18 protein-coding genes are annotated in these 24,508 nt (G+C 73.4%); 3 read left to right on the top strand and 15 right to left on the bottom strand.

Annotation, left to right across the window (positions count from 1 at the left end):
• Positions 1 to 104: 104 nt before the first annotated feature.
• The 9 genes from OO62_RS11135 to pyrG all read right to left on the bottom strand — a co-directional run bounded on the left by OO62_RS11135 (position 105) and on the right by pyrG (position 11,422).
• A complete protein-coding gene (locus tag OO62_RS11135; protein ID WP_033267161.1) occupies positions 105 to 1,268 on the bottom strand; it encodes a pseudouridine synthase in 1,164 nt (387 codons plus the stop codon).
• Positions 1,268 to 1,987, bottom strand: coding sequence for an SMC-Scp complex subunit ScpB (gene scpB, locus OO62_RS11130; RefSeq protein WP_033267160.1), 720 nt, complete (start codon positions 1,985 to 1,987; stop codon positions 1,268 to 1,270). The genes OO62_RS11135 and scpB overlap by 1 nt, the downstream gene beginning before the upstream one ends.
• Positions 1,984 to 3,156: a segregation and condensation protein A gene (locus OO62_RS11125; RefSeq protein ID WP_033267159.1), complete on the bottom strand. Its 1,173-nt coding sequence runs from the start codon at positions 3,154 to 3,156 to the stop codon at positions 1,984 to 1,986. Before OO62_RS11125 ends, scpB begins: the two co-directional genes overlap by 4 nt.
• Positions 3,157 to 3,278: 122 nt before the next feature.
• Entirely contained in the window at positions 3,279 to 3,953 is a 675-nt protein-coding gene (locus OO62_RS11120) for a hypothetical protein (protein ID WP_228332414.1), read from the bottom strand.
• Complete coding sequence (locus OO62_RS11115; protein ID WP_018087947.1) at positions 3,938 to 4,954, bottom strand: ParA family protein; 1,017 nt, start codon at positions 4,952 to 4,954, stop codon at positions 3,938 to 3,940. The genes OO62_RS11120 and OO62_RS11115 overlap by 16 nt, the downstream gene beginning before the upstream one ends.
• A 489-nt stretch (positions 4,955 to 5,443) precedes the next feature.
• Positions 5,444 to 6,559 (bottom strand): alanine dehydrogenase, encoded by a 1,116-nt coding sequence (gene ald / locus OO62_RS11110; RefSeq protein WP_033267274.1) that lies wholly within the window; start codon positions 6,557 to 6,559, stop codon positions 5,444 to 5,446.
• 168 nt (positions 6,560 to 6,727) lie between these two features.
• The gene (locus OO62_RS11105) at positions 6,728 to 8,872 is read right to left on the bottom strand and encodes a tetratricopeptide repeat protein (RefSeq protein ID WP_033267157.1); all 2,145 of its coding nucleotides are present in this window, start codon (positions 8,870 to 8,872) and stop codon (positions 6,728 to 6,730) included.
• 169 nt (positions 8,873 to 9,041) lie between these two features.
• Positions 9,042 to 9,668, bottom strand: coding sequence for an NUDIX domain-containing protein (locus OO62_RS11100; RefSeq protein ID WP_033267156.1), 627 nt, complete (start codon positions 9,666 to 9,668; stop codon positions 9,042 to 9,044).
• Between the two features lie 98 nt (positions 9,669 to 9,766).
• Complete coding sequence (gene pyrG / locus OO62_RS11095; RefSeq protein ID WP_033267155.1) at positions 9,767 to 11,422, bottom strand: CTP synthase; 1,656 nt, start codon at positions 11,420 to 11,422, stop codon at positions 9,767 to 9,769.
• A 436-nt stretch (positions 11,423 to 11,858) separates the two neighbouring features.
• Here pyrG and OO62_RS11090 point away from each other — a divergent pair, with 436 nt between their 5' ends.
• Positions 11,859 to 13,691 carry a glycoside hydrolase family 15 protein gene (locus OO62_RS11090; RefSeq protein ID WP_051732995.1) on the top strand — a complete coding sequence of 611 codons (1,833 nt, stop codon included), beginning with the start codon at positions 11,859 to 11,861 and terminating at the stop codon, positions 13,689 to 13,691.
• Between the two features lie 55 nt (positions 13,692 to 13,746).
• Here the strand turns inward: OO62_RS11090 and OO62_RS11085 are convergent, their stop codons facing one another.
• On the bottom strand, positions 13,747 to 14,937 hold the full coding sequence (locus tag OO62_RS11085) for a beta-1,3-glucanase family protein (protein ID WP_033267153.1): 1,191 nt from the start codon (positions 14,935 to 14,937) through the stop codon (positions 13,747 to 13,749).
• A complete protein-coding gene (locus OO62_RS11080) occupies positions 14,934 to 16,001 on the bottom strand; it encodes a glycoside hydrolase family 16 protein (RefSeq protein WP_051732993.1) in 1,068 nt (355 codons plus the stop codon). Before OO62_RS11080 ends, OO62_RS11085 begins: the two co-directional genes overlap by 4 nt.
• Before the next feature lie 351 nt (positions 16,002 to 16,352).
• On the opposite strand from OO62_RS11080, the gene OO62_RS11075 reads away from it, so the two are divergent.
• Both OO62_RS11075 and OO62_RS11070 read left to right on the top strand, forming a co-directional pair.
• Positions 16,353 to 17,480: a LacI family DNA-binding transcriptional regulator gene (locus tag OO62_RS11075; protein WP_033267152.1), complete on the top strand. Its 1,128-nt coding sequence runs from the start codon at positions 16,353 to 16,355 to the stop codon at positions 17,478 to 17,480.
• 180 nt (positions 17,481 to 17,660) lie between these two features.
• Positions 17,661 to 19,295 (top strand): PucR family transcriptional regulator, encoded by a 1,635-nt coding sequence (locus OO62_RS11070; RefSeq protein WP_033267151.1) that lies wholly within the window; start codon positions 17,661 to 17,663, stop codon positions 19,293 to 19,295.
• 136 nt (positions 19,296 to 19,431) lie between these two features.
• On the opposite strand, the gene OO62_RS11065 is transcribed toward OO62_RS11070, so the two are convergent.
• From OO62_RS11065 to recN, 4 genes are all read right to left on the bottom strand, one after another.
• The gene (locus OO62_RS11065; RefSeq protein ID WP_033267150.1) at positions 19,432 to 20,109 is read right to left on the bottom strand and encodes a LysE family translocator; all 678 of its coding nucleotides are present in this window, start codon (positions 20,107 to 20,109) and stop codon (positions 19,432 to 19,434) included.
• 104 nt (positions 20,110 to 20,213) lie between these two features.
• The gene (locus tag OO62_RS11060) at positions 20,214 to 21,386 is read right to left on the bottom strand and encodes a glycosyltransferase family 4 protein (RefSeq protein WP_033267149.1); all 1,173 of its coding nucleotides are present in this window, start codon (positions 21,384 to 21,386) and stop codon (positions 20,214 to 20,216) included.
• A gap of 457 nt (positions 21,387 to 21,843) precedes the next feature.
• Entirely contained in the window at positions 21,844 to 22,650 is an 807-nt protein-coding gene (locus OO62_RS11055; RefSeq protein WP_033267148.1) for a hypothetical protein, read from the bottom strand.
• Positions 22,651 to 22,777: 127 nt separating this feature from the next.
• A complete protein-coding gene (gene recN / locus OO62_RS11050; RefSeq protein ID WP_033267147.1) occupies positions 22,778 to 24,505 on the bottom strand; it encodes a DNA repair protein RecN in 1,728 nt (575 codons plus the stop codon).
• Between the last annotated feature and the right edge of the window lie 3 nt (positions 24,506 to 24,508).

Raw genomic sequence — 24,508 nt, 5'->3', positions numbered from 1 at the left:
CGCCGGAGTTCGGGCCAGAGGTCGGCTTCCCGGGGTTTCCCCTCCACCCACCCCCCTTCGGGGGGCGGGCGGGTACAGGAGGGGACCCCGCGCGCGAACCTCGCCTACAGCTCGACCTCGCGCATCAGCATGCCGACCTCGGTGTTGGTCATCCGGCGCAGCCAGCCCGACTTCTGGTCGCCCAGGGAGATCGGGCCGAACGCCGTCCGCACCAGCTTGTCGACCGGGAAGCCGGCCTCGGCGAGCATCCGGCGCACGATGTGCTTGCGGCCCTCGTGGAGGCTCACCTCGACGAGGTAGTTCTTGCCGGTGTTCTCGACGACCCGGAAGTGGTCCGCGCGCGCGTAGCCGTCCTCCAGCTGGATGCCGTCCTTGAGCTGCTTCCCCAGGTCGCGCGGGAGCGGGCCCTGGATGGCGGCCAGGTAGGTCTTCTTGACGCCGTAGCGCGGGTGCGTCAGCCGGTGCGCCAGCTCACCGTGGTTGGTGAGCAGGATGATGCCCTCGGTCTCGGTGTCGAGCCGGCCGACGTGGAAGAGCCGGGTCTCGCGGTTGGTGACGTAGTCACCGAGGCACTGGCGGCCGTCAGGGTCCTCCATCGTGGAGACGACGCCGGCCGGCTTGTTCAGCGCGAAGAAGAGGTACGACTGGGTGGCGACGGTCAGGCCGTCGACCTTGATCTCGTCCTTCTCCGGGTCGACCCGGACGCCCTGCTCCATGACGACCTTGCCGTTGACCTCGACGCGCGCCTGGTCGATCAGCTCCTCACAGGCCCGCCGCGAGCCCATGCCGGCCCGGGCCAGCACCTTCTGGAGCCGCTCGCCCTCCTGCTCGCCGAACGTCTTGGGCGTCTTGACCTGTGGCTTGCTGTGCCGCGCGCGGTTGCGCTCCTCGATCTGGGCGTCGTACTCACGGGGGCGCGCCGGCGCCTGACCGCGGCCGCGCTGGGGGCCGCCGCTCTTGCCGCCGGGGCCTCCCTTGGAAGCGGCGCCCGTACGGGGACCACCCTTGGCACCGCCACGGGCGGCCGCGCCCCGGCTGCCGCCGGACTTGGGGGCACCGCTCTTCGGGGCGCCGCTCTTGGGGCCGCCGCCCCTGCGCTCGTCCTTGCGGTCCGACGAGCCACCGGAACCGCTGGTTCCGCCGACGTCGTAGCGGCGCTCCTCAGGACGGGGGCGGCCAGCGCGCTGCTGCTTCTCGTCCCGCTGGTTGCCCGCGCCGCGGTAGTTGCCCCGCCCGCTGTCCCTGTTGTTCCTGCCGCTGCTTCGCATCAATGATCCGTCTGAGAGTCGCCGCTGTCGTCTACGTCGAACGACGGGATACCTTCCGCGGAGTCGCCCTCGACCGCGTCCGCCTCCGGAAGGAACGGTGCGAGCTCGGGGAGCTCGTCCAGGCCGCGCAGGCCCATCCGCTCCAGAAAGTAAGTCGTCGTCCTGTACAGGATCGCACCTGTTTCGGGTTCCGTCCCCGCCTCCTCCACCAGGCCGCGCTGGAGGAGCGTGCGCATCACGCCGTCACAATTCACCCCGCGAACGGCCGAGACGCGGGAACGGCTGATCGGCTGACGGTACGCGACCACGGCCAGAGTCTCCAATGCGGCCTGGGTGAGCCGGGCCTGCTGGCCGTCGAGGACGAAGCTCTCCACGGCGTCCGCGTACTCGGCGCGGGAGTAGAAACGCCAGCCGCCGGCGACCAGACGGAGATCGAAACCACGGCCCTGGCGCGCGTAGTCGTCGGACAGCTCGCGCAGTGCCAGCGCGACCGCGCGCCGGGGCCGCTCCAGCACTCTGGCCAGGTGCTCCTCGGTCGCCGGCTCGTCGACGACCATCAGCACGGCCTCCAGCGCGGGCTTCAGCTCCAGCTCGGCGACGCCCAGCGCCCCGGCCGGCGCCCCGGGACGCTGCCCGGGGACGCCACCGTCCGCACCGGCCTCCGTGATGTCGTACGCCTCGGCGGTGTCGTGCGCTCCGCCACCGGCCGCGCCACTCATGTCCTCTCCTCTTCCGCTCGCCCGTCCTGTGCCGCTTCTGCGGACCGTGCCGTCCCGGAGGACTGTTCCGCGGCGGCCCGCTCCTGCGGATCACGGTCGAACTCGTCCGTGACCCGCGGCGCGGCCCCCTCCGCGCCCGTCCAGCGCACCGTCAGCGCTCCAAGAGCCTCCGCCTGGTCCAGGTCCACCACCCGCTCGCGGTAGAGCTCCAGGAGGGCCAGGAAGCGCGCCACGACGGTGAGGGTGTCCGCCGCGTCCGCGACCAGTTCCTGGAAGGTGGTCTCGCCCACCTCCCGCAGCCTGGCCATCACCACCCCGGCCTGCTCCCGCACGCTCACCAACGGGGCGTGAATGTGGTCGACGTAGACCTGCGGCCTGGGCTTGGGCTGCATCGCCTTGACCGCGAGCCGGGCGAACCCCTCGGCACCGATGCTGATGACGACCTCGGGCAGCAGCTCGGCGTACTGCGGCTCCAGCCCGACGGTACGGGGGTGGCGCCGTGCCTCGTCCGCCAGCCGGTCGCTGAAGATGTCCGCGATGCGCTTGTACGCGCGGTACTGGAGCAGCCTGGCGAAGAGCAGGTCGCGGGCCTCCAGGAGCGCGAGATCCGCCTCGTCCTCCACCTCGGCCACGGGCAGCAGCCGGGCCGCCTTCAGGTCCAGCAGCGTGGCCGCGACCACCAGGAACTCGGTGGTCTGGTCCAGGTCCCAGTCCGGCCCCATGGCCCGGATGTGCGCCATGAAGTCGTCGGTCACCTTGGACAGCGCGACCTCGGTGACGTCCAGCTTGTGTTTGGAGATCAGCTGGAGGAGGAGATCGAAAGGCCCCTCGAAGTTCTCGAGCCGGAGGGTGAACCTCCCGTCACCGGCCTCCCCGGAGGTCTCACCGGCGCCGGCCGCCGCACTCGGGACCTGCGGGGTCTGGGGGGTCTGGGGGGTCTCCGGGGCCTGCGCGATCTCCGAGGTCTCGGTGACGACCGGAGTCCCGGAGGCTTCCGGGCTCTTCGGCACCTCGACGGGCTCGGGCTCCACCAGGGCCTCTGGGGCCGCCGGCTCCTCGGTGGCCTCCGGCGCTACCGGCGTCTCCGGTTCCGGCGTTCCCGCGCTCGGCCCGCGCCCGAGTCGTCGGCGGGCGCGGGGGGCGGGGGCGTCGTCGTTGGTCGTCGGCATCGCGGTCCATGGTGCTGCGGTCCCGTGCCGGGGGCGACGGGCTGGTCACGGGCGGAACACCCGCCGGAGGGGCAGGCTATCCCGTACCCGGCCAGGACGGGCTCCAGGCCGCGCGGCGGGGCTCAGCGGCCTCGGAGCCGCCGTACCAGGATGCTGGCGTCGCCGCGGGACTCCAGGTCGGCGAGGACCACGGCGACCGCCTCGCGGACGATGCGGCCACGGTCGACGGCGAGGCCGTGTTCGCCGCGCAGGACCAGGCGCGCGTGTTCGAGGTCCATGAGCTCCTCGGCGGAGACATAGACGGTGATCTTCTCGTCGTGCCGTTCCCGGCCGCTGGGGCGGCGGTTGGCGCCGCGGGCGGAGCCGCGGCGGCGGCCCTGGCCGCCCGCCTGGGCGGCGTCCGGGCCGGCCTGGCCGGACTGCCCCGGCTGCCCTGCTGCCTGCGTGCGGTGCCCCTTGGCCCCGTCGCCGTCCGTCTCGCGTCCGCTGTGCTCTGCCGGGGCCGCGACCGCCGGCACCCGGGGCGGGGTGGCCGGGCCACCGTCCCCGGCCGTCGCCGTCGCCGGGGTGTCCGAGCTGCCGTTCCCGGGTCTCCGCTGCCGTGCCGCGGCGGCCGCCTCCGGGGCCTCCGCGCCCGGGTCGGCCTCCCCCGCCGGCGCGGGCACCCGGGGCGCCTCGCCGTTCGCCGCGGCCGCCGCGCCGTTCGCCGTGCGACGGGGGCTGGAAGGCTGCAGCCCCCCTCCCCCGGTGGTACGGAACAACTCGTCGGCTCCCGGCAGACTCACTCGGCGTGACACCGGGCGAGCACCTCCCTGGCGAGCTGGCGATAGGCGGCGGCACCGACGGAGTTGGAGGCGTACGTGGTGATCGGCTCGCCCGCGACCGTGGTCTCCGGGAAGCGGACCGTACGGCCGATGACGGTGTGGTAGACGTGGTCGTCGAAGGCTTCGACCACGCGCGCCAGCACCTCGCGGCTGTGCACGGTACGGGAGTCGTACATCGTGGCCAGGATGCCGTCCAGCTCCAGCTCGGGGTTGAGCCGCTCCTGGACCTTCTCGATGGTCTCGGTGAGCAGCGCGACACCGCGCAGCGCGAAGAACTCGCACTCCAGCGGCACGATGACCTTGTGAGCGGCCGTCAGGGCGTTGACGGTGAGCAGGCCCAGCGAGGGCTGGCAGTCGATGACGATGTAGTCGTAGTCGGCCAGCAGCGGCTTCAGGGCGCGCTGGAGGGTCGACTCGCGCGCGACCTCGCTGACCAACTGCACCTCTGCCGCTGACAAATCGATATTGCTGGGCAGCAGGTCCATGTTGGGGACCGCGGTCTTGAGCAGCACCTCGTCGGCCGACATGCCCCGCTCCATGAGCAGGTTGTAGACCGTCAGGTCGAGTTCCATCGGGTTGACGCCGAGTCCGACCGACAGGGCGCCCTGCGGGTCGAAGTCGACGAGCAGCACCCGTCGTCCGTATTCGGCGAGTGCGGCGCCCAGGTTGATGGTCGAGGTGGTCTTGCCGACCCCGCCCTTCTGGTTGCACATCGCGATGATTTTCGCCGGGCCGTGGTCCGACAGCGGGCCGGGAATGGGGAAGTAAGGGAGCGGGCGTCCGGTCGGGCCGACGCGTTCGCGGCGCTGGCGCGCGGCGTCCGGCGCGAGCGTCGCGGCGTATTCGGGGTCCGGCTCGTACTCCGCGTCCGGATCGTAGAAGTGCCCCTCGGGCAGGTCGTCGTAGTCGGCGAGACGGGCGGGTTCTCCACTGCCCCGGTCGCCGGCCATGGCGTTCACGTGATGGCCGTCCATGCTCTGGTGGGCTGTCGTGGAAATGCTGTGATGGGCTGCGAAGGTGCGGACCGCGACGGAGCCGACAGCCTCGAGCCCCGAGGGACCCTGGCCCCGTGCAACCGCTCCTGGGTGACCGCCTCCGGGAGAAAATGTCGACTCATTCACAAGTCGTCTTACCTCCTTGGACGTGACCAGGAAACTTTATCGATAGGTCAGCGTGGCACCATGCCGACGGTTGGCGACTCTATGGCGTGTCGGGCGTCCGCAGCAACACAATCCACCGGACCCGGCACGATGTGTCGGTAACCGGACCCCCCGATGTCAAGGGCGCAGGCGGTATCGGACCGATGTTTCGGGGGTGCGCGAATCGGTTAAAGGGTTACGTTCACGGCGAGTTGAGAGCCGCCGTTCCGGAACGGCCCGTACCGGCGGTCGCACATGCGACCGGCCGGGCCCTGTCGCCAAGGCCCGGCCGGATGTGCAGCGTTGACGCGCTTCGTTGACGTCTCAGCCGAGGAGGGTGCGCAGTTCGGTGCACTCGAGACCGAGGGCCTCGGCGACGGAGGGGTAAACCACCTTGCCGTCGTGCGTGTTCAGACCCTTCGCCAGCGCCGGGTCACGGCGCAGCGCCTCGACCCAGCCGCGGTTCGCCAGCTCCACGATGTAGGGCAGCGTGGCGTTGGTGAGGGCGTGGGTGGAGGTGTTCGGCACCGCGCCGGGCATGTTGGCGACGCAGTAGAAGACCGAGTTGTGGACGGTGAAGGTCGGCTCGGCGTGCGTGGTGGGACGGGAGTCCTCGAAGCAGCCGCCCTGGTCGATCGCGATGTCGACAAGGACACTTCCGGGCTTCATCTTGGCGACGAGCTCGTTGGTGACCAGCTTGGGGGCCTTGGCACCCGGGATCAGGACGGCACCGACGACGAGGTCGGCCTCGACGACGGCCTTCTCCAGCTCGTAGGCGTTGGAGACGATCGTCTGCACCTTGGTGCCGAAGATCTTGTCGGCCTCGCGGAGCTTGTTGATGTCCTTGTCGAGCAGGGTGACGTGGAAGCCGAGGCCCACGGCGATCTGGACGGCGTTCCAGCCGGAGACGCCACCGCCGATGACGACGGCCTTGCCCGCCTGCACGCCGGGGACGCCACCGGGCAGCACGCCGCGGCCGCCGGCCTGGCGCATCAGGTGGTACGCACCGACCTGCGGGGCGAGCCGGCCCGCGACCTCGGACATCGGGGCGAGCAGCGGCAGCTGGCGGCCGGCCGTCTCGACGGTCTCGTAGGCGATGGCGGTGGTGCCGGACTCCAGCAGGGCGTCCGTGCACTCACGGGAAGCGGCCAGGTGCAGGTAGGTGAAGAGCGTCTGGTCCTTGCGGAGACGGTGGTACTCCTCCGCGATCGGCTCCTTGACCTTGAGCAGCAGGTCAGCGGTGCCCCAGACCTCGTCGGCGGTGCCGAGGATGGTGGCGCCGGCGGAGACGTACTCCTCGTTCGTGATGGAGGAGCCGAGACCGGCGTCCTTCTCGATGAACACCTGGTGGCCGTGGCGGACGAGTTCGTTCACTCCGGCGGGCGTGATGGCCACGCGGAACTCGTTGTTCTTGACCTCGCGGGGGATGCCGACCTTCACGTCGATCACGGTCCTTGAAAGAGAGGGTGCAGGAGGAATTATCCCCTCATGCGATGCATGACGGAACTGACCGCGCCGTACGCGGCCCAGCCAGTCTATTGAAGGAGCGTTTCTTGTCTAGCCTTGCAAAGCATTAATTTCTGCGAGAGACGCTACCGATTTCGTAGGTCACAGAGGGTTATCTTCGAGGAGCTGCTCCCCGACCGACCGGTGGAGCCGTGCCGCTGCTGGATCGCCGAGCCGGTCGAGGGTGTCCGCAATCCGCAGCTGGAGGGCTGCCTCCAGTCGTCCGTCGCCCGCCTTGCGGGCCATCTCCAGGGCTTCCCGGCAGGTCCGCAGCGCCTCCTCGGGCCGCCCCGCCTGCTCCTGGACCCGGGCCACCCCGCTCGTCGCCCGGGCCTGGCCGGCCGGATCGCCGAGCCTGCGGTACGTCCGGGCGGCGGCCCGCCACTGCCGGAGCGCCTCGTCCCACCGGCCCGCGCAGCTGAGCGCGCCGCCGATCCGGCCGTGCAGGCGTGCCGCGTCCGCCGCCTCGCCGCGGGCCAGCCGCAGCTCCAGCGCGCGCCCGTACCAGTCGGCGGCCCGCTGCCAGTCGCCCAGCTCGCCATACGTACCTCCCAGCGATTCCAGTGCCCGGCCGGTGGCGACCGGGTCCTTCACCGAGCGGGCCGCCTCCAGCGCGCCCCGGTAGCGGGTGGCGGCCTGGGCGGTCCGGCCCGCCTGCCCGTCCAGGTCCGCGAGGTTCAGCAGCGCGGCGGCCTTCTCGCGCGCCAGGCCGCGCCGCTCGGCGACCTGGAGCACCAGCCCGTGCAGCGCGTACAGGTCCGCCGCGGCGGCCTCGGCGCCCTGGTGCACCAGCAGCGTCCGGGTGAGCGTGGCCATCAACCGCCGGTCCAGGGTGTCGAGTTCACCGTCCGCGACGGCGATCCTGGCGGCGTCGAGCAGTGCGCCGCGGCGGCTGCGCAGCCAGTGCGCGGCGGCGTCCTCGGAGCCGAAGCGCAGCGAGCGGGGCAGGCCGGCGACCTTCTGCCGGGCCGGCGCGTCGGCCGGCTCGCCCATCGCCCGGCACGACTGGAGCAGCCGCACCGTGCGCTCCAGCATCCGGGCACGGGCCAGCTGGATCTCGGCCGGCCGTTCGTGCGCGTGGAGCAGTGCGCGCACGAACGGATCGAGGCAGCCGGGGAGCCGGTACTGCGGCTGCCGGGCCGCGTCCGGCGACGGGGCGCCGGGAGCCGTCCCGTCCTCGGTGACCGGCCGCAGCAGACCGAGCGCGGCGAAGTCACCGAGCGCCGTGCCGGCCGCGGCAACCGAGCAGCCGGCCAGCGCGGAGGCGGTGTGGGCGTCCACGAGGCCGGCCGGCGCGAGGGCGGTCAGCCGCAGTATGCGGGCCGCGGACGGCGGCAGCGCCGCGTGGGCGAGGTGGAAGGCGCGGTACAGCGGGCGGGCACCGCCGGGGACGTCCGCCGGCACCGGCACGGCCCGCAGCGCCTGGCACAGATCGGCCACCGAACACTTGGGGCGGGCGGCGAGCCAGGCGCCGGCCAGGACCAGCGCGGCGGGCTGGCCGCCGCACTCCTCGGCGACGCTCTCGGCGGTGCGGGGGTCGACGGTGATCCGGGTCGGCCCGGCGTACCGGGCGAGGATCTCGACGCAGGCCGCGCTGTCGAGGCCGCCCAGGGTGCACGGCCGGACGTCCGGGATGCCGGTCAGCGGGCCCTGGGAGACCACCACGACCAGGCAGTCCGGGGCGTCCGGGAGCAGCGGTTCGACCTCGTCGGCGCCCGGGGCGTCGTCCAGGAAGAGCAGCGCCCGGCGCCCGGCGAGCGCACCGCGCAGCCGCTCGGTCAGCTGGTCCTCGGGGGCGCCCGGCACCACCGGCTCGCCGAGCGCGGTCAGCAGGTCACGCGCGGTACGGGCGGTGCCGGCCACCTCGCCGGCGGGCCCGGTCAGGGTGGCCCGCAGCACCCCGTCGGGGTAGCCGCCGGCCAGCTCGCGCAGCAGTTCCTCGGCCAGCGCGGTACGCCCGGAGCCGGGGCGGCCGGCGATCAGCAGCACCCGGCTGCGGGGGCCCTTGCGGCCGGAGAGGGTGTCCAGCCCGGCCCGGGCGATGTCGGCGTGCAGCGCCTTCAGCTCGCGGCGGCGCCCGGCGAACCCGCCGGCCGACGGTGCGGGGGCGCTCGCGGGTACGGCGGGGCGGGCGACGCCCCCGTCCGTGCGGCGGGCCGGCGGGGCCTGCCGCTCCGGCGCCGCCGCGGCCGGCTCCGCCACCGCCTCGGGCGGGAGGTGTCCCCCGCCCACCGCCTGCTCCGTCACCGGTCACGCTCCCGTCCACCCGCGCGTACGACCCCGCCGCGAGTGCGCACGGGGTCGCTGTCGAGCGTAGTTCACGGGCCGTCACGTTCCGTGCGGAGCGCGGCGGTCGGGTCACTCGATCGGATCGGCGGATCATCCGACCGGAATCGGCGGGGTCCTCCGCCGGGGATCAGGAAGTGAAGGGACGGGCCGGCCAGGGGGCGTCGGCCGGCCGCAGCGCGTCCAGGCCCTCGCCGGCCTGCGCCGCGGTGAGCGCCAGCACCCCTACCACCAGGCAGTTGTTGTGCAGCTCGCCGGCGAGCGCGCCGCGCACCAGCTCCTGCTGCGGCACCCGCGCCAGCTCCATGTCGGCCTCCTCCTCGGAGACCTCGAACCGCTCGCCCTCGGCCTCGGAGAGATCCCGGGCCAGGAAGATCCGTACGGCCTCGTCGCAGCCGCCCGGCGTGGTGTAGACGTCGGTCAGCACCCGCCAGTCCTCCGCCTTGACGTGCGCCTCCTCGTACAGCTCGCGCTGCGCGGCGTGCAGCGGGTTCTCGCCGGGGACGTCCAGCAGCCCGGCGGGGATCTCCCAGAGCCGCTGGCGTACGGGGTGGCGGTACTGGCGCAGCACCAGCACCCGGCCCTCGTCGTCGAGCGCGAGCACGGCCACGGAACCGGGGTGGACCTGGTAGTCACGGGTGACGGTGTGCCCGTCCGGCATGACGACCGTGTCGGTGCGCACGCTGGTCTTGTTCCCGGTGAACGGCGTCGTGGAGGCGGTGACCGTCCACTCCTCCGGGGTGTCCTTGATCGCCATGGTGCGTCCTCCTGCTGTGAGCCTGTACAACGCGGAAACCGGGGCACGACCTCCGCGAGGAGGCCGTACCCCGGCAACCGTAACCGCCGGGCGGTCGGCTACTTCTCGGTGCCCGTCTTGCGCGCGACCGCGGCCTTCACCAGTCCGGCGAAGAGCGGGTGCGGGCGGGTCGGGCGGGAGCGCAGCTCCGGGTGCGCCTGGGTGGCGACGAGGTAGGGGTGCACCTCGCGCGGGTACTCGACGTACTCGACGAGCTTGTTGTCCGGGGAGGTGCCGGAGAACAGCAGGCCGGCCTTCTTCTCCAGCTCACCGCGGTAGGCGTTGTTGACCTCGTAGCGGTGGCGGTGCCGCTCCTCGACGTACGGGGCGTCGCCGTAGACCTCGCGGACGATGGAGCCCTCGGCGAGCTTGGCCGGGTACATGCCCAGCCGCATCGTGCCGCCCATGTCGCCCTCGCCCGCGACGATGTCCAGCTGCTCGGCCATCGTGGAGATCACCGGGTGGGCGGTCGCGGGGTCGAACTCGGTGGAGTTGGCGCCTTCGATCTCGGCCAGGTTGCGGGCCGCCTCGATGACCACGCACTGCAGGCCCAGGCACAGGCCCAGCAGCGGGACGCGGTTCTCACGGGCGTAGGTGATCGCACCGACCTTGCCGTCCACACCGCGGTCGCCGAAGCCGCCGGGGATGCAGATGGCGTCGCAGTCGGAGAGCTGCGCCGCGGCGCCGGCCGGGGTCCTGCACTCGTCCGAGGTGACCCACTTGATCTTGACGCGGGCCTTGTTGGCGAAGCCGCCGGCCCGCAGCGCCTCGGTGACCGAGAGGTAGGCGTCCGGCAGGTCGATGTACTTGCCGACCAGCGCGACGTTGACCTCGTGGTCGGGGTTGTGGACGCGGTCCAGCAGGTCGGCCCACTGGGTCCAGTCCACGTCGCGGAAGGGCAGGTCCAGCTTGCGGACGACGTAGGCGTCCAGGCCCTCGGCGTGCAGCACCTTGGGGATGTCGTAGATCGACGGGGCGTCGATGGCGGCAACCACCGCGGCCTCGTCGACGTCGCACATCAGCGAGATCTTGCGCTTGATCGCGGTGGGCACCTCGCGGTCGGCGCGCAGCACGATCGCGTCGGGCTGGATGCCGATGTTGCGCAGTGCCGCGACCGAGTGCTGGGTCGGCTTGGTCTTCAGCTCACCGGACGGGCCGATGTAGGGCAGCAGCGAGATGTGCACGACGAAGACGTTGTCCCGGCCGACCTCGTGGCGGACCTGGCGGACGGTCTCCAGGAACGGCAGCGACTCGATGTCACCGACCGTGCCGCCGACCTCGGTGATGACGACGTCGACGTCGTCGGTCGCCATCCGCCGGATGCGGTGCTTGATCTCGTTGGTGATGTGCGGGATGACCTGCACGGTGTCACCGAGGTACTCGCCGCGGCGCTCCTTGGCGATCACGGTGTTGTAGACCTGGCCGGTGGTGACGTTCGCCGAGCCGTCGAGGTCGACGTCGAGGAACCGCTCGTAGTGGCCGATGTCGAGGTCGGTCTCGGCGCCGTCGTTCGTGACGAAGACCTCGCCGTGCTGGAACGGGTTCATCGTTCCGGGGTCGACGTTCAGGTACGGGTCGAGCTTCTGCATGGTGACCCGCAGGCCCCGCGCCTTGAGGAGGGCACCCAGGCTGGAGGCGGTGAGCCCCTTGCCGAGGGAGGAGGCGACGCCCCCGGTGACGAAGAGGTGCTTGGTCGTCCTGGATTTGGGCGGCATGGCCAAGAGGGAGCTCCCGTGGTCGCGAGGTGGAGAGGTGCGAAGCGGCGCCGTCCCGGGTTTTCAGGGGGTGCCGTCGCTGCGGTTCGGGGGTTCTCGTGACCACCGGTCCACGGGGTACCAGGCTATCAGCGCCGCGGCATGGTCGCGCCCGGCCACGCACCGGAACCTCGTACGACGGTTCCGCATGACCGTGCGTGACGGTTAGCCTTGACAGTGTCACGTGACGGAGGCCACCCGTTCGGAGCACTTCACTCGTCGCGAGCGTCGCGCGGATCACCCGCGTGCATCGTATTCTGCTCGGACACTCGCTACGAGCCGTCCGGGAAGGCACCACTCTCCCCCAGCTACCGCTGGGTGGTGTCCCCAGCCCGATTTCCGGTCCCGCTGCTCGGCGACGTTTCATGGGCAGGACGGACAAGAAACACAACGTCCCATGGGGGGCGTGACTCCAGTTCGACGGGAGACGCACGTGGCCGGGCGCATCGAGGACTACGCACTCATCGGCGATATGCAGACCGCCGCTCTCGTGTGCAGAGACGGGACGGTCGACTGGCTGTGTCTGCCCCGGTTCGACTCGCCGGCGGTCTTCGCGGGGCTGCTCGGCACCGAGGAGCACGGTTTCTGGCGGATCGGGCCGGTCAACGGCGCCGAGGCCAAGCCGGCCGACCGCCGGCGCTACCGGGGCGATTCGCTGGTGCTGGAATCCGAGTGGGACACCCCGCGGGGTACCGTCCGGGTGATCGACTTCATGCCGCCGCGTGACGGGGCGCCGCAGGTGATCCGCATCGTCGAGGGCGTCAGCGGACGCGTCCCGATGCGCTCCGAGCTGCGGATGCGGTTCGCGTACGGCTGGGTCGTGCCGTGGGTGCACAAGATCGACGAGCGGACGGTCGCGGTCGCGGGCCCCGACTCGGTGTGGCTGGACACCGAGGCGGAGACGTACGGCAAGGACCTGACGACCTTCTCCGACTTCACGGTCTCGCCGGGCGAGCGGATCGCCTTCACGATCAGCTGGCAGCCCTCGCACCACCAGCCGCCGGCCGTGCCGGACCCGGAAGGGGCGCTGGAGGCCACCGAGGAGTTCTGGCGCGAGTGGGTCGAGCAGTGCACGTACCACGGCCCCTACCGCGATGCGGTGGTGCGCTCGCTGATCACGCTCAAGGCGCTGACGTACGCGCCGACCGGCGGGATCGTGGCGGCGCCGACGACCTCGCTGCCGGAGTGCATCGGCGGCATCCGCAACTGGGACTACCGCTTCACCTGGCTCCGGGACGCCGCGATCACCCTCTCCTCCCTGCTGCGCACCGGCTACCGCGAAGAGGCGCGGGCCTGGCGGGAGTGGCTGCTGCGGGCGGTGGCCGGCGACCCGGAGAACCTGCAGATCATGTACGGCATCGCCGGTGAGCGGGAGCTGGGCGAGAACGAGCTCAACTGGCTTCCCGGATACGAGAATTCACGCCCGGTACGGGTCGGCAACGGCGCCGCGGGCCAGCTCCAGCTCGACGTCTACGGCGAGGTCACCGAGGCGCTGCACCTCGCGCACATGACGGGCCTGGCCCGTAACGACTACGCCTCGCTGCTCCAGCTCAAACTGATCCAGTGGGTGGAGAAACACTGGGACGAGCCGGACGAGGGCATCTGGGAGGTCCGCGGTCCGCGCCGGCACTTCGTGCACTCCAAGGTGATGACCTGGGTCGCGGTCGACCGCACGGTCAAGCTGATCGAGTCCGGGGACGTCGACGGCCCGCTGGAGCGCTGGAAGGACCTGCGCGAGACGATCCACCGCGACGTCTGCGAGAAGGGGTACGACAAGGAGCGCAACACCTTCACCCAGTCGTACGGCTCGCAGGAGCTGGACGCCTCGCTGCTGCTGATCCCGCAGATGGGCTTCCTGCCGCCGGACGACAAGCGCGTCATCGGCACCATCGAGGCGATCCAGCGGGAGCTGGGCACCGAGGACGGCTTCGTCCTGCGCTATCCGACGTCCGGCGACGGGCTGGGCGTGGACGGCCTGGAGGGTGACGAAGGCGCGTTCCTGGCGTGCTCGTTCTGGCTCGCCGACGACCTGGCGATGATCGGCCGGGTCGACGAGGCCCGCAAGCTCTTCGAGAAGCTGCTGTCGCTCCGCAACGACCTGGGGCTGCTGGCCGAGGAGTGGGACCCCCGGCTCAAGCGCCAGGTGGGCAACTTCCCGCAGGCGTTCAGCCATGTCCCGTTGATCGACACGGCGCTGCGGCTGACGGCCAGCGGGGCGTACGGGGGCTGACGCGCCGGCCGTTTCCCCCCTGCCGCCCCCGCGTGTCGGGGGCGGCACCTGTGTGTCAGAAGGGGGTCAGGGTAAGGATGATCTCCTTCGGGGCGCTGTCCTCGATGTACGAGGCGAAGCCGGCGACGTCGTCGAACGCGAAGCCGTACGCCTTGCCGTCCCTGGTGGCGGCGTGCATGGCCTTGGCGTAGTGGTTGGTGAGCCGCTGCTGGTAGAAGGCGGCCGGGTCGGTGCCGGGCTGCCGGGCCTGCGAGGTGAGCGTGGAGCGGTTGAGGGCCGCGCCCAGGACGGCGGCCACCGGGCCGGTGGTGCCGTCGTTGGGGGCGGCGAGGTTGCCGTCGCAGAAGAGCACGTCGCGGGTGGACGGCTTGGCGAAGGAGACGGTGCCGGGGCCGGTGAAGGTGAGCCGGTCGCCGCTGACCCGGCCGGTGAAGGTGCCCGCGTCGGTGGTGACGGACAGGTCCTTGCCGGCGTACGCGGACCATGCCTCGTCGACGGCGGGTGCGAAGTAGTCCTTGGCGAACAGTCCGCTGTCCAGGCCGTGGCCGGGGGCGATCACCCGCTTGTCGCCGATGACCAGCCGGTCGAAGCCCTCGGCGCCCTTGACGTCGGAGAAGATCCGCGCGCGGGCGCCGTCCTTGAGCGTGCCGGTGGTCTGGTCCCTGGCCCCGGTGAGCCTGATCGCGAGCGGCACGCTGAACATGTCGACCATGGTGGTGTTGCAGTACATGCCGCCGTCGTTGTACGTGAACTCGGCGCAGTCGTGCAGGACGTCGTAGTTGGGGTCGCCGGCGACCCAGCCCGCCGGATAGGCCAGCGCGGGCTTGCCGTTGCCGTCCTTGACCGCCTTGAACCTGAGCTTGCTGCCGAGGGCGGTGTAGATCCGGCCCGACATCCGGGGCAGTTGGAGGGTCGTGGTCCCGCTCGCGGCGAGCGGGATGGCGTAGTCGGTGAAGCCGTCCGGGCCGTTGTCGCCGAGCGCGACGGGCTTCAGTTCACCGTCCGGGGTGACGCGTACCTGCTGGGAGCCGTCGTTGCCGACGATGTAGACCCACACCGCGGAATTGGCGTACGCGCCTGAGTTGTTGACGAGGTGCAGCGGCATGCCGGCGGCGGAGCGGGCGGACCGGGCGGCGGTTCCGCCCGCCGGGGCGGTGACACCGGTCGCGCGGCCGGCCAGGGCGATGCCGGAGGCGGTGGCGGCACCGGCGGCGAGCCCGCCGAGGAGACTGCGACGACTGATCATGAGGTGGCTCCTTGCGGGGCGGCGGGCCGGGCGGCGTCGGCCGCGGCGTGGCCCTTACGGGCCGCCGCGGGCTGCTGCACGGAGACCGCGACGTGGTCGACGAGCAGCGCGCCGCCGGGGCGGGTGGCGTCGGTGGGGGTGGCGGCGCCCGCGACGCCGTCCGGGAAGCCGCCGCCCATCGCGAGGTCGAGCAGCAGGAAGTGGCCGTGGTGGGTGGCCTTCGCCCAGGTGTCGGCGTCCGTCTCGGCCGCCGTCACGGTGTGGAACTTCTGGCCGTCGACGTACCAGTTCAGCGCCTCCGCGGCGCCGTTGGTGCGGTCCAGCTCCAGCGCGTAGGTGTGGAAGCCGGCCTGGCAGGCGCTGCCCGGGCAGTCACGGGAGGCGCCCTTGCCCTGGGTCTCGTTGCACGGCCCGCCGGGGTTGACTCCGCAGTGCAGGGTGCCCCAGACCTTGTTGAGGCCGTTGACGTTCTCCATGATGTCGAACTCGCCGATGCCCGGCCAGTTCCCGTAGTTGCCGCGGTAGTCGGCGCCCAGCGTCCAGAAGGCCGGCCAGTAGCCGAGCGCGTCGGCGCCGGAGACGTCGGGCATCCGGATGCTCGCCTCGATGCGGAGCTTGCCGCCGGCCGGGGCGGCGAAGTCGGTGCGCCGGGTCTCGATGCGGCCCGAGGTCCAGGTGGCGCCGTCCTTCAGCGCGGTGATCTTCAGGTGGCCGGCGCCGTCGAGCTGGAGGTTCTCGGGGCGGTCGGTGTACGTCTCGCGTTCACCGGTCCCCCAGTTGGCCGGGCCTCCCGGGTAGCCGGTGCCGGTGTCGATGATCCAGTCGTCACCGGAGGGCCGTGCTCCGGCGGCGCCGTCGAAGTCCGTACGCCAGACTTCCTGGAAGGCGGCGGGGGTGGCGGGGGCGGTGGTGGCAGTGGACGCGGTGGGGGCCGGGGCCGGTTCCTGGGCGGAGGCCGCGGGGAAGGTGAGGGCGTACGTGGTGATGAGTGCGGTGCTCGCGGCGAAGAGCACCGCTCTCGTGCGGTAACGGGCCCGATCGCCGGACCGCATTCGCATGCTCATGACATTCTCTCCTCAACGCAGTGGGGGGTAAGGAGGAGTTCCGTGGGGGTATCCGGCTTGAGAGCGCTCTCATACCGTGCTCCGTGCACCCTGCCGACTCGACGGCGCACCGTCAAGTCATCGCGACGGAGAACCAGTTGGGAGCCCGGTGGCGTCCGTGGAGGAACGTCGCGCGGTGTGCGCGGGAGTTTCGCGGCGCGCGAGGCGGAGTTCCGTGGCGCGGGTGAGGGGAGTTCCGTGGCGCGGGTGAAGGGAGTTCCGTGGCGCGTGAGGTGGGAATTCGTGGTGCGTGAAGGGGAGTTCCGTGGTGTCTGAGGAAGGGGTTCGCGGTGTCTGAGGAGGAGTTTCGCGGTGTCTGAACCGAGCGGTCCCCGGCCGACGCTGGAGGCGGTCGCCGCCCTCGCCGGGGTCTCCCGTGCGACGGTGTCCCGGGTGGTCAACGGCGGCCGGGGCGTACGGGAGCCGGTACAGGAGCGGGTGCGGCAGGCGGTGCACGAACTGGGCTACGTACCCAACAGCGCGGCCCGCACGCTGGTGACGCGTCGCACCGGAGCGGTCGCCGTGATCATCGCGGAGCCGGAGACCCGGGTCTTCACCGACCCCTTCTTCGGCCGCCAACTGCGCGGTATCAGCCGCGAACTGGCCGCCGCCGACACCCAGCTCCTGCTGATGTTCGTCGAGCACCGCGCCGACTACGACCGGATAGGCCGCTATCTGTCGGGCGGCCATGTCGACGGGGCGCTGATGTTCTCGCTGCACCGCGACGACCCGCTGCCGGCCATGGCCGACCGCGCCGGACTGCCCACCGTCTACGGTGGCCGTCCCGGCTGGGCGGGCGCCGACCGCGCGCCCCGGCCGCTGTACGTGGACACGGACAACCGCGACGGCGCCCGGCAGGCGGTACGCCATCTCCTCGGGCGCGGCCGCCGACGGATCGCCGTGATCACCGGGCCGCTCGACCAGACCTCCGCGCTGGACCGCCTCGACGGCTACCGCGAGGCGCTGGGCGTCCCGGCGGCGGACCCACGACTCCTCGCGGACGGCGGCTTCACGGCGTCCGGCGGTGAACGGGCGATGGCCCGACTCCTCGACTCCGCACCGGACCTGGACGCTGTCTTCGCGTGTTCCGACCTGATGGCCAGCGGCGCCCTGCGCACACTGCGGGCGCGCGGGCGCCGGGTCCCCGACGAGGTGGCGGTGGTCGGCTACGACGATCTGGAGCCGGCCGCCTGGGCGGATCCCCCGCTGACCACGGTACGCCAGGACGTCGAGGAGATGGGGCGGCTGATGGCCCGGCTGCTGCTGCGTCTGCTGGAGGTACGCCGAGCCGACGGCACACCCGTGCCGGTACCGGCCCCCGGCACGGGCGGAGCCAGGGGCACGGCGGCAGCGGGAACGGCCGGCGCCCGCCACCCGAACCCGATGCAACTGGCTCCGGTGATCACAGAGGCCCGGCTGGTGGTACGGGAGTCGACCTGAGGGGCGCGCGGACGAAGATCGTGGGTCGGGAGGGCTGCGGCGCGGGAAGGTCGTCGTTGCTCGGCGGTCAGCGGCGCGGGCGGGGCGTGACTCGGAGGGCGCCCCGCGTCGTGTGGGCATTCCCGGTGCGGGGCGGACTGTGCGGCTCCGGATAGCGGACTACGGGTACCGTTCCTGGCCATGGGGCCGGAAGCAAAGATCGAAGCCGAGATCACGGTACGCAGGGCGCTGGAGCTGCCGGCGTTGCGGCGTGGGCTGCCCGAGGTGCTGGCCGGCGGGGACCGGCTGGACCGCACGGTGCGCTGGGTGCACGCGGGTGAGGTCCCGCACATCGCTTCGCTGCTCAAGGGCGGCGAGCTGCTGCTGACCACCGGCCTCGGCCTGGGCACCCGCCCGTCGGAGCAGCGTGCCTTCATCCGTAAGCTCGCCGACCGCGAGATCGCCGCTCTCGTCGTGGAGCTGGGCTCTCGTTTCGAATCACTGCCCTCCGCGCTGGTCGAGGCCGCGCGGGACTGCGGGCTGCCGCTGATCCAGCTGCACCGCGAGGTCCCGTACGTCACGGTCACCGAGGCGATCCACACCGAGATCATCAACAGCCACTACGCGCTGCTGCGGCGGGCCGACGAGATCCTGCGGCGCTGTACGGACGTGCTGCTGCGCGGCGGCGGCGCCCCCGAGGTGCTGCGGCTGCTGGCGGTCTTCACCGGAAACCCGCTCTGCCTGGAGGCCCCCGACGGCAGCCCGCTGTACGCCGCGGGCCCGGAGAGCGACGACGACGGGGGCCCCGCGGACGCCGATCCGCTGCTCGCCTGGGAGGGCCTGCGCGACACCGGCGTCCGCATCGACGTCCCCGGCGGCGGCCACGGCCCGGACGCGGTCCGCGCCCGCCTCGTCCTGCTGCCGGTCAACTCCCCCGTCGCCCCGGTGCACCGGATCGCCGCCGAGCGCGCCGCCGACCTGCTGGCCGTCGTGATGCTCCAGTCGCGCCAGGAGGAGGTGCTCGCCGCCCGCGGCCGCGGCGACTTCCTCGCCGACCTGGCGGAGGGGCGGATCTCCGCCGCCGAGGCACCGGCCCAGGCCCGCCTGCTGGGCTTCCGCCCCGGCGCGGAACCCGTCCTCCCGGTCGTCATGCGGCTGCCCGCCGGCCTGCCCACCCCCGGCAGCTGGGCCCTCCTCGCGCAGGCCCTGCGCGAGGAACTCGCCGCCCCCGGGGTGCCGGTGCTCCTCGGCGTACGGCCCGTGGAGGGCCGGGTGCCGCTGCTGGTCGCGCTGCGCGCCGGCCAGGACCGGGCCGCGCTCGCCGACCGGATCGCCGAGGCGCTGCGGGCCGGCGTCGTCCGGGCCGGGCTCGACCGGCCGACGGCGCACCGCCCGGTGGTCGTCGTCGGTGCGCCGGGTGACTGGGCGGCGGCCGGCCCCGGTCTGCGGCACGCGGCGGAGGCGGCGGCAGCGGCCCAGGGCCTGCCGGAGCAGTCCTGGTACGACGCGCGGCGGCTGGACATCGAGCTGCTGTTGTGGCGGATGCGCGAACACGGTGAGCAGGAGGTGCTCACCGACTTCGTGGAACGCGCCATCGGGCCGCTGCTCGCCCACGACCGCGGCGCCCGGCAGCCGCTGCTGCCCACACTGGAGGCGTATCTGGCCAGCGCGGGCCGCAAGGCCGAGACCGCCCGCGATCTGAACGTCAACCGCCAGACGCTCTACGACCGGCTGGCCCGCATCGCCCAGCTCCTCGGCACGGACCTGGACGACCCCCAGACGGTCCTCGGCCTGCGGCTGGCCCTGCGCGCCAGGCGCCATACGGACAAGCCGTAGGGAGCGGACCCGCGCGGGGCCGCCGGCCACCAGGATGGGCCGACCGGTTTCCCGGGCCGACCGCCCAGGGGCCGAACGCCCACGGGCCGGCCGCCCGACCGGCCGCCCCGAAGACCGCCCCCGCCCACACCTACGCCTACGCCGAGACCGTCTCGGCCGCCGTCACCGTCCCGAGCGCGACCAGCACCCCGCCCGTCGCCCGTTCCAGATTGCGCTGCACCCGGGGCCGCCGGAGCCGGCGCAGTACCCGGCCCGCGCAGCCGACGACCAGCAGCAGCCAGCCGGCGGCGATCAGTGCGTCCACGGCGCCCAGCAGCAGCGTGGCGCCGAGCACCGAGTGCCCCTCGGGGAGGAACTGCGGCACCACGGCCACGAAGAAGATGCCGACCTTGGGATTGAGCAGACAGCTCAACAGCCCCTGCCGGAAGGCCCGTACGGGCGCGAGCGGCCCGGCCTCCCCGTGCACCGGGGCGGTGTGCCCGGCGTCGTCGGCTCCCACGACCCGGCCGCTCGCCGCCGCGGGAGCGGACCGCCGGTGGGCCCACAGCGCCTGCCCGCCGAGCACCACCAGATACGCCGCGCCCACCAGTCGTACGGCCGTGAACGCCGCGTCCCAGCGCTGGAGCGCCGCCGCCAGCCCGAACGCCGCGGCCACCGCCCAGGCCAGCGAGCCGACGGCGGCACCGACGGCGGTGGCCGCGCCCGTACGCCGGCCGCCACGCACGCAGTTGCGCAGCACGAGGAGGGTGTCCGGCCCGGGCGCCATCGTCACCAGCAGGGCGAACAACGCGAAGCCCGCTACCGCAGCCGTCATGGCACACTCCTGTCTCCGGTCGGCCGAGATCCGATGACAGGAAACGTATCGCCCGGGGCCCGGGTGCTCCGGGCCGGGCCCGCGCGGAGCGGCCGGCGCGGTGGCTACAGCGGCGGGACCGACTCGACGGGGCGCGTCAACTCGTCGTAAACGCTGAGGACTTGCGCCACGGTCTCGTTCTCGGTCGGCCAGCCGGCCGCCTGGCGACGGCCCGCCTCGGCGAGCGCGTCCCGGCGTACCGGATCGGCGAGCAGCCCGAGCACGGCACGGGCCAGGGCGGCGGCGTCGCCGTAGCGGACCAGTTCCGCGGCGTGGCCGACCAGTTCGCGGGTGCCTCCGGTGTCGGTGGCAACCAGCGGTACGCCGGCCCGCAGCGCCTCCTGGGCGATCAGCGAACGCGCCTCCCATCTGCTGGGCAGCACCACCAGATCGGCGGCGGCGAGCAGTTCGGGCACGTCGTCGCGTCGGCCGAGCAGCTGGACCGGCAGCCGCTCGGTGTCGATCCGCCGCTGCAGCGCGGCCCGTTGCTCGCCCTCCCCCGCGATGGCGACCAGCGGCCGCGGATCGAGCGCGCACCAGGCGTGCGCCGCGTCCAGCAGCAGGTCGTGGCCCTGGGCGGGGTGGAGGCGGCCGACCGCGAGCAGCAGCGGGCGGTCCACGGCGCCCAGCTCGGCCCGCTCCTTGTGGCGCGCCCGGTCGTCGTCCTCGGTCCCGGAGGGCGGGCCGGCGGCCCGGGGCCGGGGAATCGCGACGGGCGCGAGCCGCGCGTCGCGGGCACCCCGCTCCCGTGCCCGGTCCACAAGATCGGAGCAGGCACCCAGCACGACGGCGGCGGCCCGGGCCACCCGCCGCTCCATCAGGTGCACCAGTCCGGCCCGGGCGCCCTCGGTGTGCGTCTTGGTGTGCCAGGTCATCACCAGGGGGACCCGGCGCCCGCCCCGGGGGGAGCGCAGTCCGCGCAACGCCGTCGAGGCGCGCAGACCGGCCCGCAGGCCGTGCGCGTGGACCAGGTCGGCGTCCCAGCAGGCGCTGCGCAGCACGGCCACGCTCGCCGGGTCCGTACGCGGCGGAACATGGACGAACCGGGCGCCGGCGCCGGTGAAGTCGTAGATCTCCTCAAGCTCCGGGGTGGCGCAGACGGTGACCCGTACGCCGCGCGCGACCAGCCCTTCGGCCAGCGAGCGGACGTGTGCCGCGCTGCCGGCGCTGCCGTGCCCCAGCACCTGGACCGTGCGCAGCGGCGACAGCCCGTGCGTCGAGGCCGGGGTGCAGATCACGTGGTCGGAGCTCCTGGGTCGGGGGCGGGACGGACCGTACCGGGAGGTCGGTCCGCTACTGCGGGACACCGCGGCGCGGTCCGCCGCTGCGGGGCACTGCGGCGCACGGTGCGGGCGACCACCGTCCCACCCGGTGACGGGCGGCACACGGCGAGTACACCCGGAACCGGGCACGCGCCCAGGATGCCAGCCCGGCGACGCCAATTCGGCACCGTCGGACCGCCGTTCCGGTGGGAAGTCTCACCCCAGCGCTCACCGGATCACCCACATGGGCGACAATCCGCCCGCGCGAGCCAACGGTTCCTTCGGGTGACCCGGCCCCCGGAGCACACCCGCCACCGGGACGCGGGGCGCGCACGCCGCTCCCCGGGGCGCCATCCGCCAGGTGCCCGCCGTCCAGGACTCCGGCCGTGGACAACGGTTCCGGGCCGCCGCGGCTCCGGCCCCCCCGGGGCCCTCAGTTCCGCCCGTCCCGCCGGTCCCGCGCCGCCGCCCGGCTGACGTGGTCCCCGGCGGCCGCGGCGGCGATCAGGACGGCGGCGTGCGCGGCCAGACCACGGCGGCCGTAGGCGGTGACGACGGCCAGCCCGAGGGCCGCGCCCAGCGCGTGCGCCCCGGCGTCGCCGAGCATCGTGCGCTCCCCCAGGTCGTCCCCGACGACGGCGGCCGCGGCCCCCACGGGCGCGGCCGCCAGCGCTCCGGCCGGTCCGCCGCGCAGCAACCCCGGCGCCCCGAGGGCCAGTACGGCGCCCGCGGCCCGGCCGGGCCGGACGTCCAGGAGGTTCACCAGGTGCGCCGAACCGGCGATGACCACGCCGGCCAGCACCTTGTCGGCCGGGTGCTCCTTGAGGAGGGACCCCGCGGCCAGCCCGGCCGCGCCGATCCCGAACAGCTTCACCGCGCCGCTGGTGACCTCCCGGTCCCGCAGCGCCGACAGGTGCGCCCGGAATCCGCGCCGGGCGTCGTCGGCTCCGAAGACGTCGTCGTACGCCCCGCAGCCGCCGGCGGCCAGCACGGCCAGCGCGGTCGCGGTGCGGGCCCGGGCGGGCAGGCCCGGGGCGCCGGCGGCGGCCAGCGCGGTACCGGTGGCGGTGGCGAGTCCCGCGTGCAGATGCACCGTCCGCCCCGCGTGGTTCTTGCGCTCCCACAGGACGGCACCGCCCGGCGGCCGCTTCGTCAGCGCCCGGTACACGGCGCGGGTCGCCGCTGCCGCCCCGAGCAGTGCCGTGATCCGTCCCCGCACCGTGCCGCCTGCCACCGTCATCACGTCCTCCCCGCGCCCGGCACCCTGCGTGCCCGGCTCCCGTCCCGTTACCGCCGGCGCCGCCGGCCCGTGTGGCCCGCGGGGCGCCACGCCTTCGCCACGGCGTACGAGGCCGCCGGCGCGCGCCCTACCGTCCGGTGCGCGCCGTCTCCAGCAGCTCTTCCGCGTGCGCGCGCGCCGTTTCGGAATCCTCCTGGCCGGCCAGCATCCGGGAGAGTTCGCGGACCCGCTCCTCGCCCTCCAGCACGGTGACGCCGCTCCTGGTGACCGAGCCGTCGTTCGTCTTCGCCACCAGCAGCTGCCGGTCGGCGAACGCCGCGACCTGCGGGAGGTGCGTGACGACCACGACCTGGGCCGACTTGGCGAGCCTGGCCAGCCGGCGGCCGACCTCGACCGCCGCCTTGCCGCCGACCCCCGCGTCGACCTCGTCGAAGAGGTACGTCGGTACGGGGTCGGAGCCGGCGAAGACCACCTCGACGGCGAGCATCACCCGGGAGAGCTCACCGCCGGAGGCCCCCTTGGCGATCGGCCGCGGCGGGGCGCCCGGGTGCGGGGCCAGCAGGAGTTCGACCTCGTCGGCGCCGGCCGGCCCGTAGGCCACGGTGCGGCCGCCGACCACGATGCCGTCGGCGTCCTCGGGGACCTCGGTCTGGCGGATCTCGACGGTGACCCGGGCGTGCGGCATGGCGAGTTCGGCGAGCTCCGCGGTGACCGCGTCCGCGAACCGCTCGGCGGAGGCCGTACGGGCGTCGGTGAGGGTCTGCGCCAGGTCGCCCAGTTCGGCGCGCAGCGCGTCGCGTTCGGCGGTCAGCTCGCCGATCCGGTCGTCGTCACCGTCCAGTTCGGCGAGCCGGGCGGCGCTCTGCTCGGACCACGCGAGAACCGCCGCGATGTCCGCGCCGTACTTGCGGGTGAGGTGGTTCAGGGCGGCGCGACGCTCCTCGACGGCGGCGAGCCGCAGCGGGTCGGCGTCCAGGCCGTCGGCGTAACTGGCCAGCTCGCCCGCCACGTCCGCCATCAGGATGCCGATCTCGCCGAGCCGCTCGGCGAGCGCGGCGAGATCCTGGTCGTGGCTGCGCACGGCCTCCAGCGCGCGGTGCGCACCGGCGACCAGGGTGGTGGCCTCGACGCCCTCGGGGTCCTCGGGGTTGCCGGCCAGCGCGGCGTGCGCGGCGGTCGCGGCGGAGGCCAGCGCCTCGGCATGGCCGAGCCGCTCCGCCTCGGCGGCGAGTTCGGTGTCCTCGCCGGGCTGCGGCTCGGCCGCCGCGATCTCGTCCAGGCCGAAGCGCAGCAGATCCGCTTCCTGGGAGCGCTCGCGGGCCAGGGTGGTCAGCTCCTCCAGCTCGGCGGCGACGGCGCGCAGCCGGCGGTGGGCGGCGGTGTACTTGGCGAGCGGGACGGCGACCGCGTCCCCGGCGTAGCGGTCCAGGGCCTGGCGCTGGCGGGCCGGCCGCAGCAGCCCCTGCTGGTCGGTCTGGCCGTGCACGGCGACCAGGTCGTCGGCCAGCTCGGCGAGCAGGCCGACCGGTACGGAGCGGCCGCCCACGTGGGCGCGGGACCGCCCCTCGGCGGAGAGCGTACGGCTGATCAGGAGGGCACCGTCGTCCAGCTCGGCGCCGGCCTCCTCGGCCCGAACCGCGGCGGGGGTCTGCGGGCCGACGCTGATCCTGCCCTCCACGACCGCCGATTTGGCGCCGAGCCGTACCAGGGCGGGGTCGGCGCGCCCGCCGAGCAGCAGGCCGAGGCTGGTGACGACCATGGTCTTGCCCGCGCCGGTCTCGCCGGTCACCGCCGTGAAGCCCGGGGACAGCTCGACTACGGCGTCGTCAATGACGCCCAGGGACCGGATCCGCATCTC

Source organism: Streptomyces lydicus, assembly GCF_000717345.1.
Lineage (GTDB): Bacteria > Actinomycetota > Actinomycetes > Streptomycetales > Streptomycetaceae > Streptomyces > Streptomyces lydicus.
Note: the sequence above shows the minus strand (reverse complement) of the source record. Positions and strands in the feature narration are given on the sequence as shown.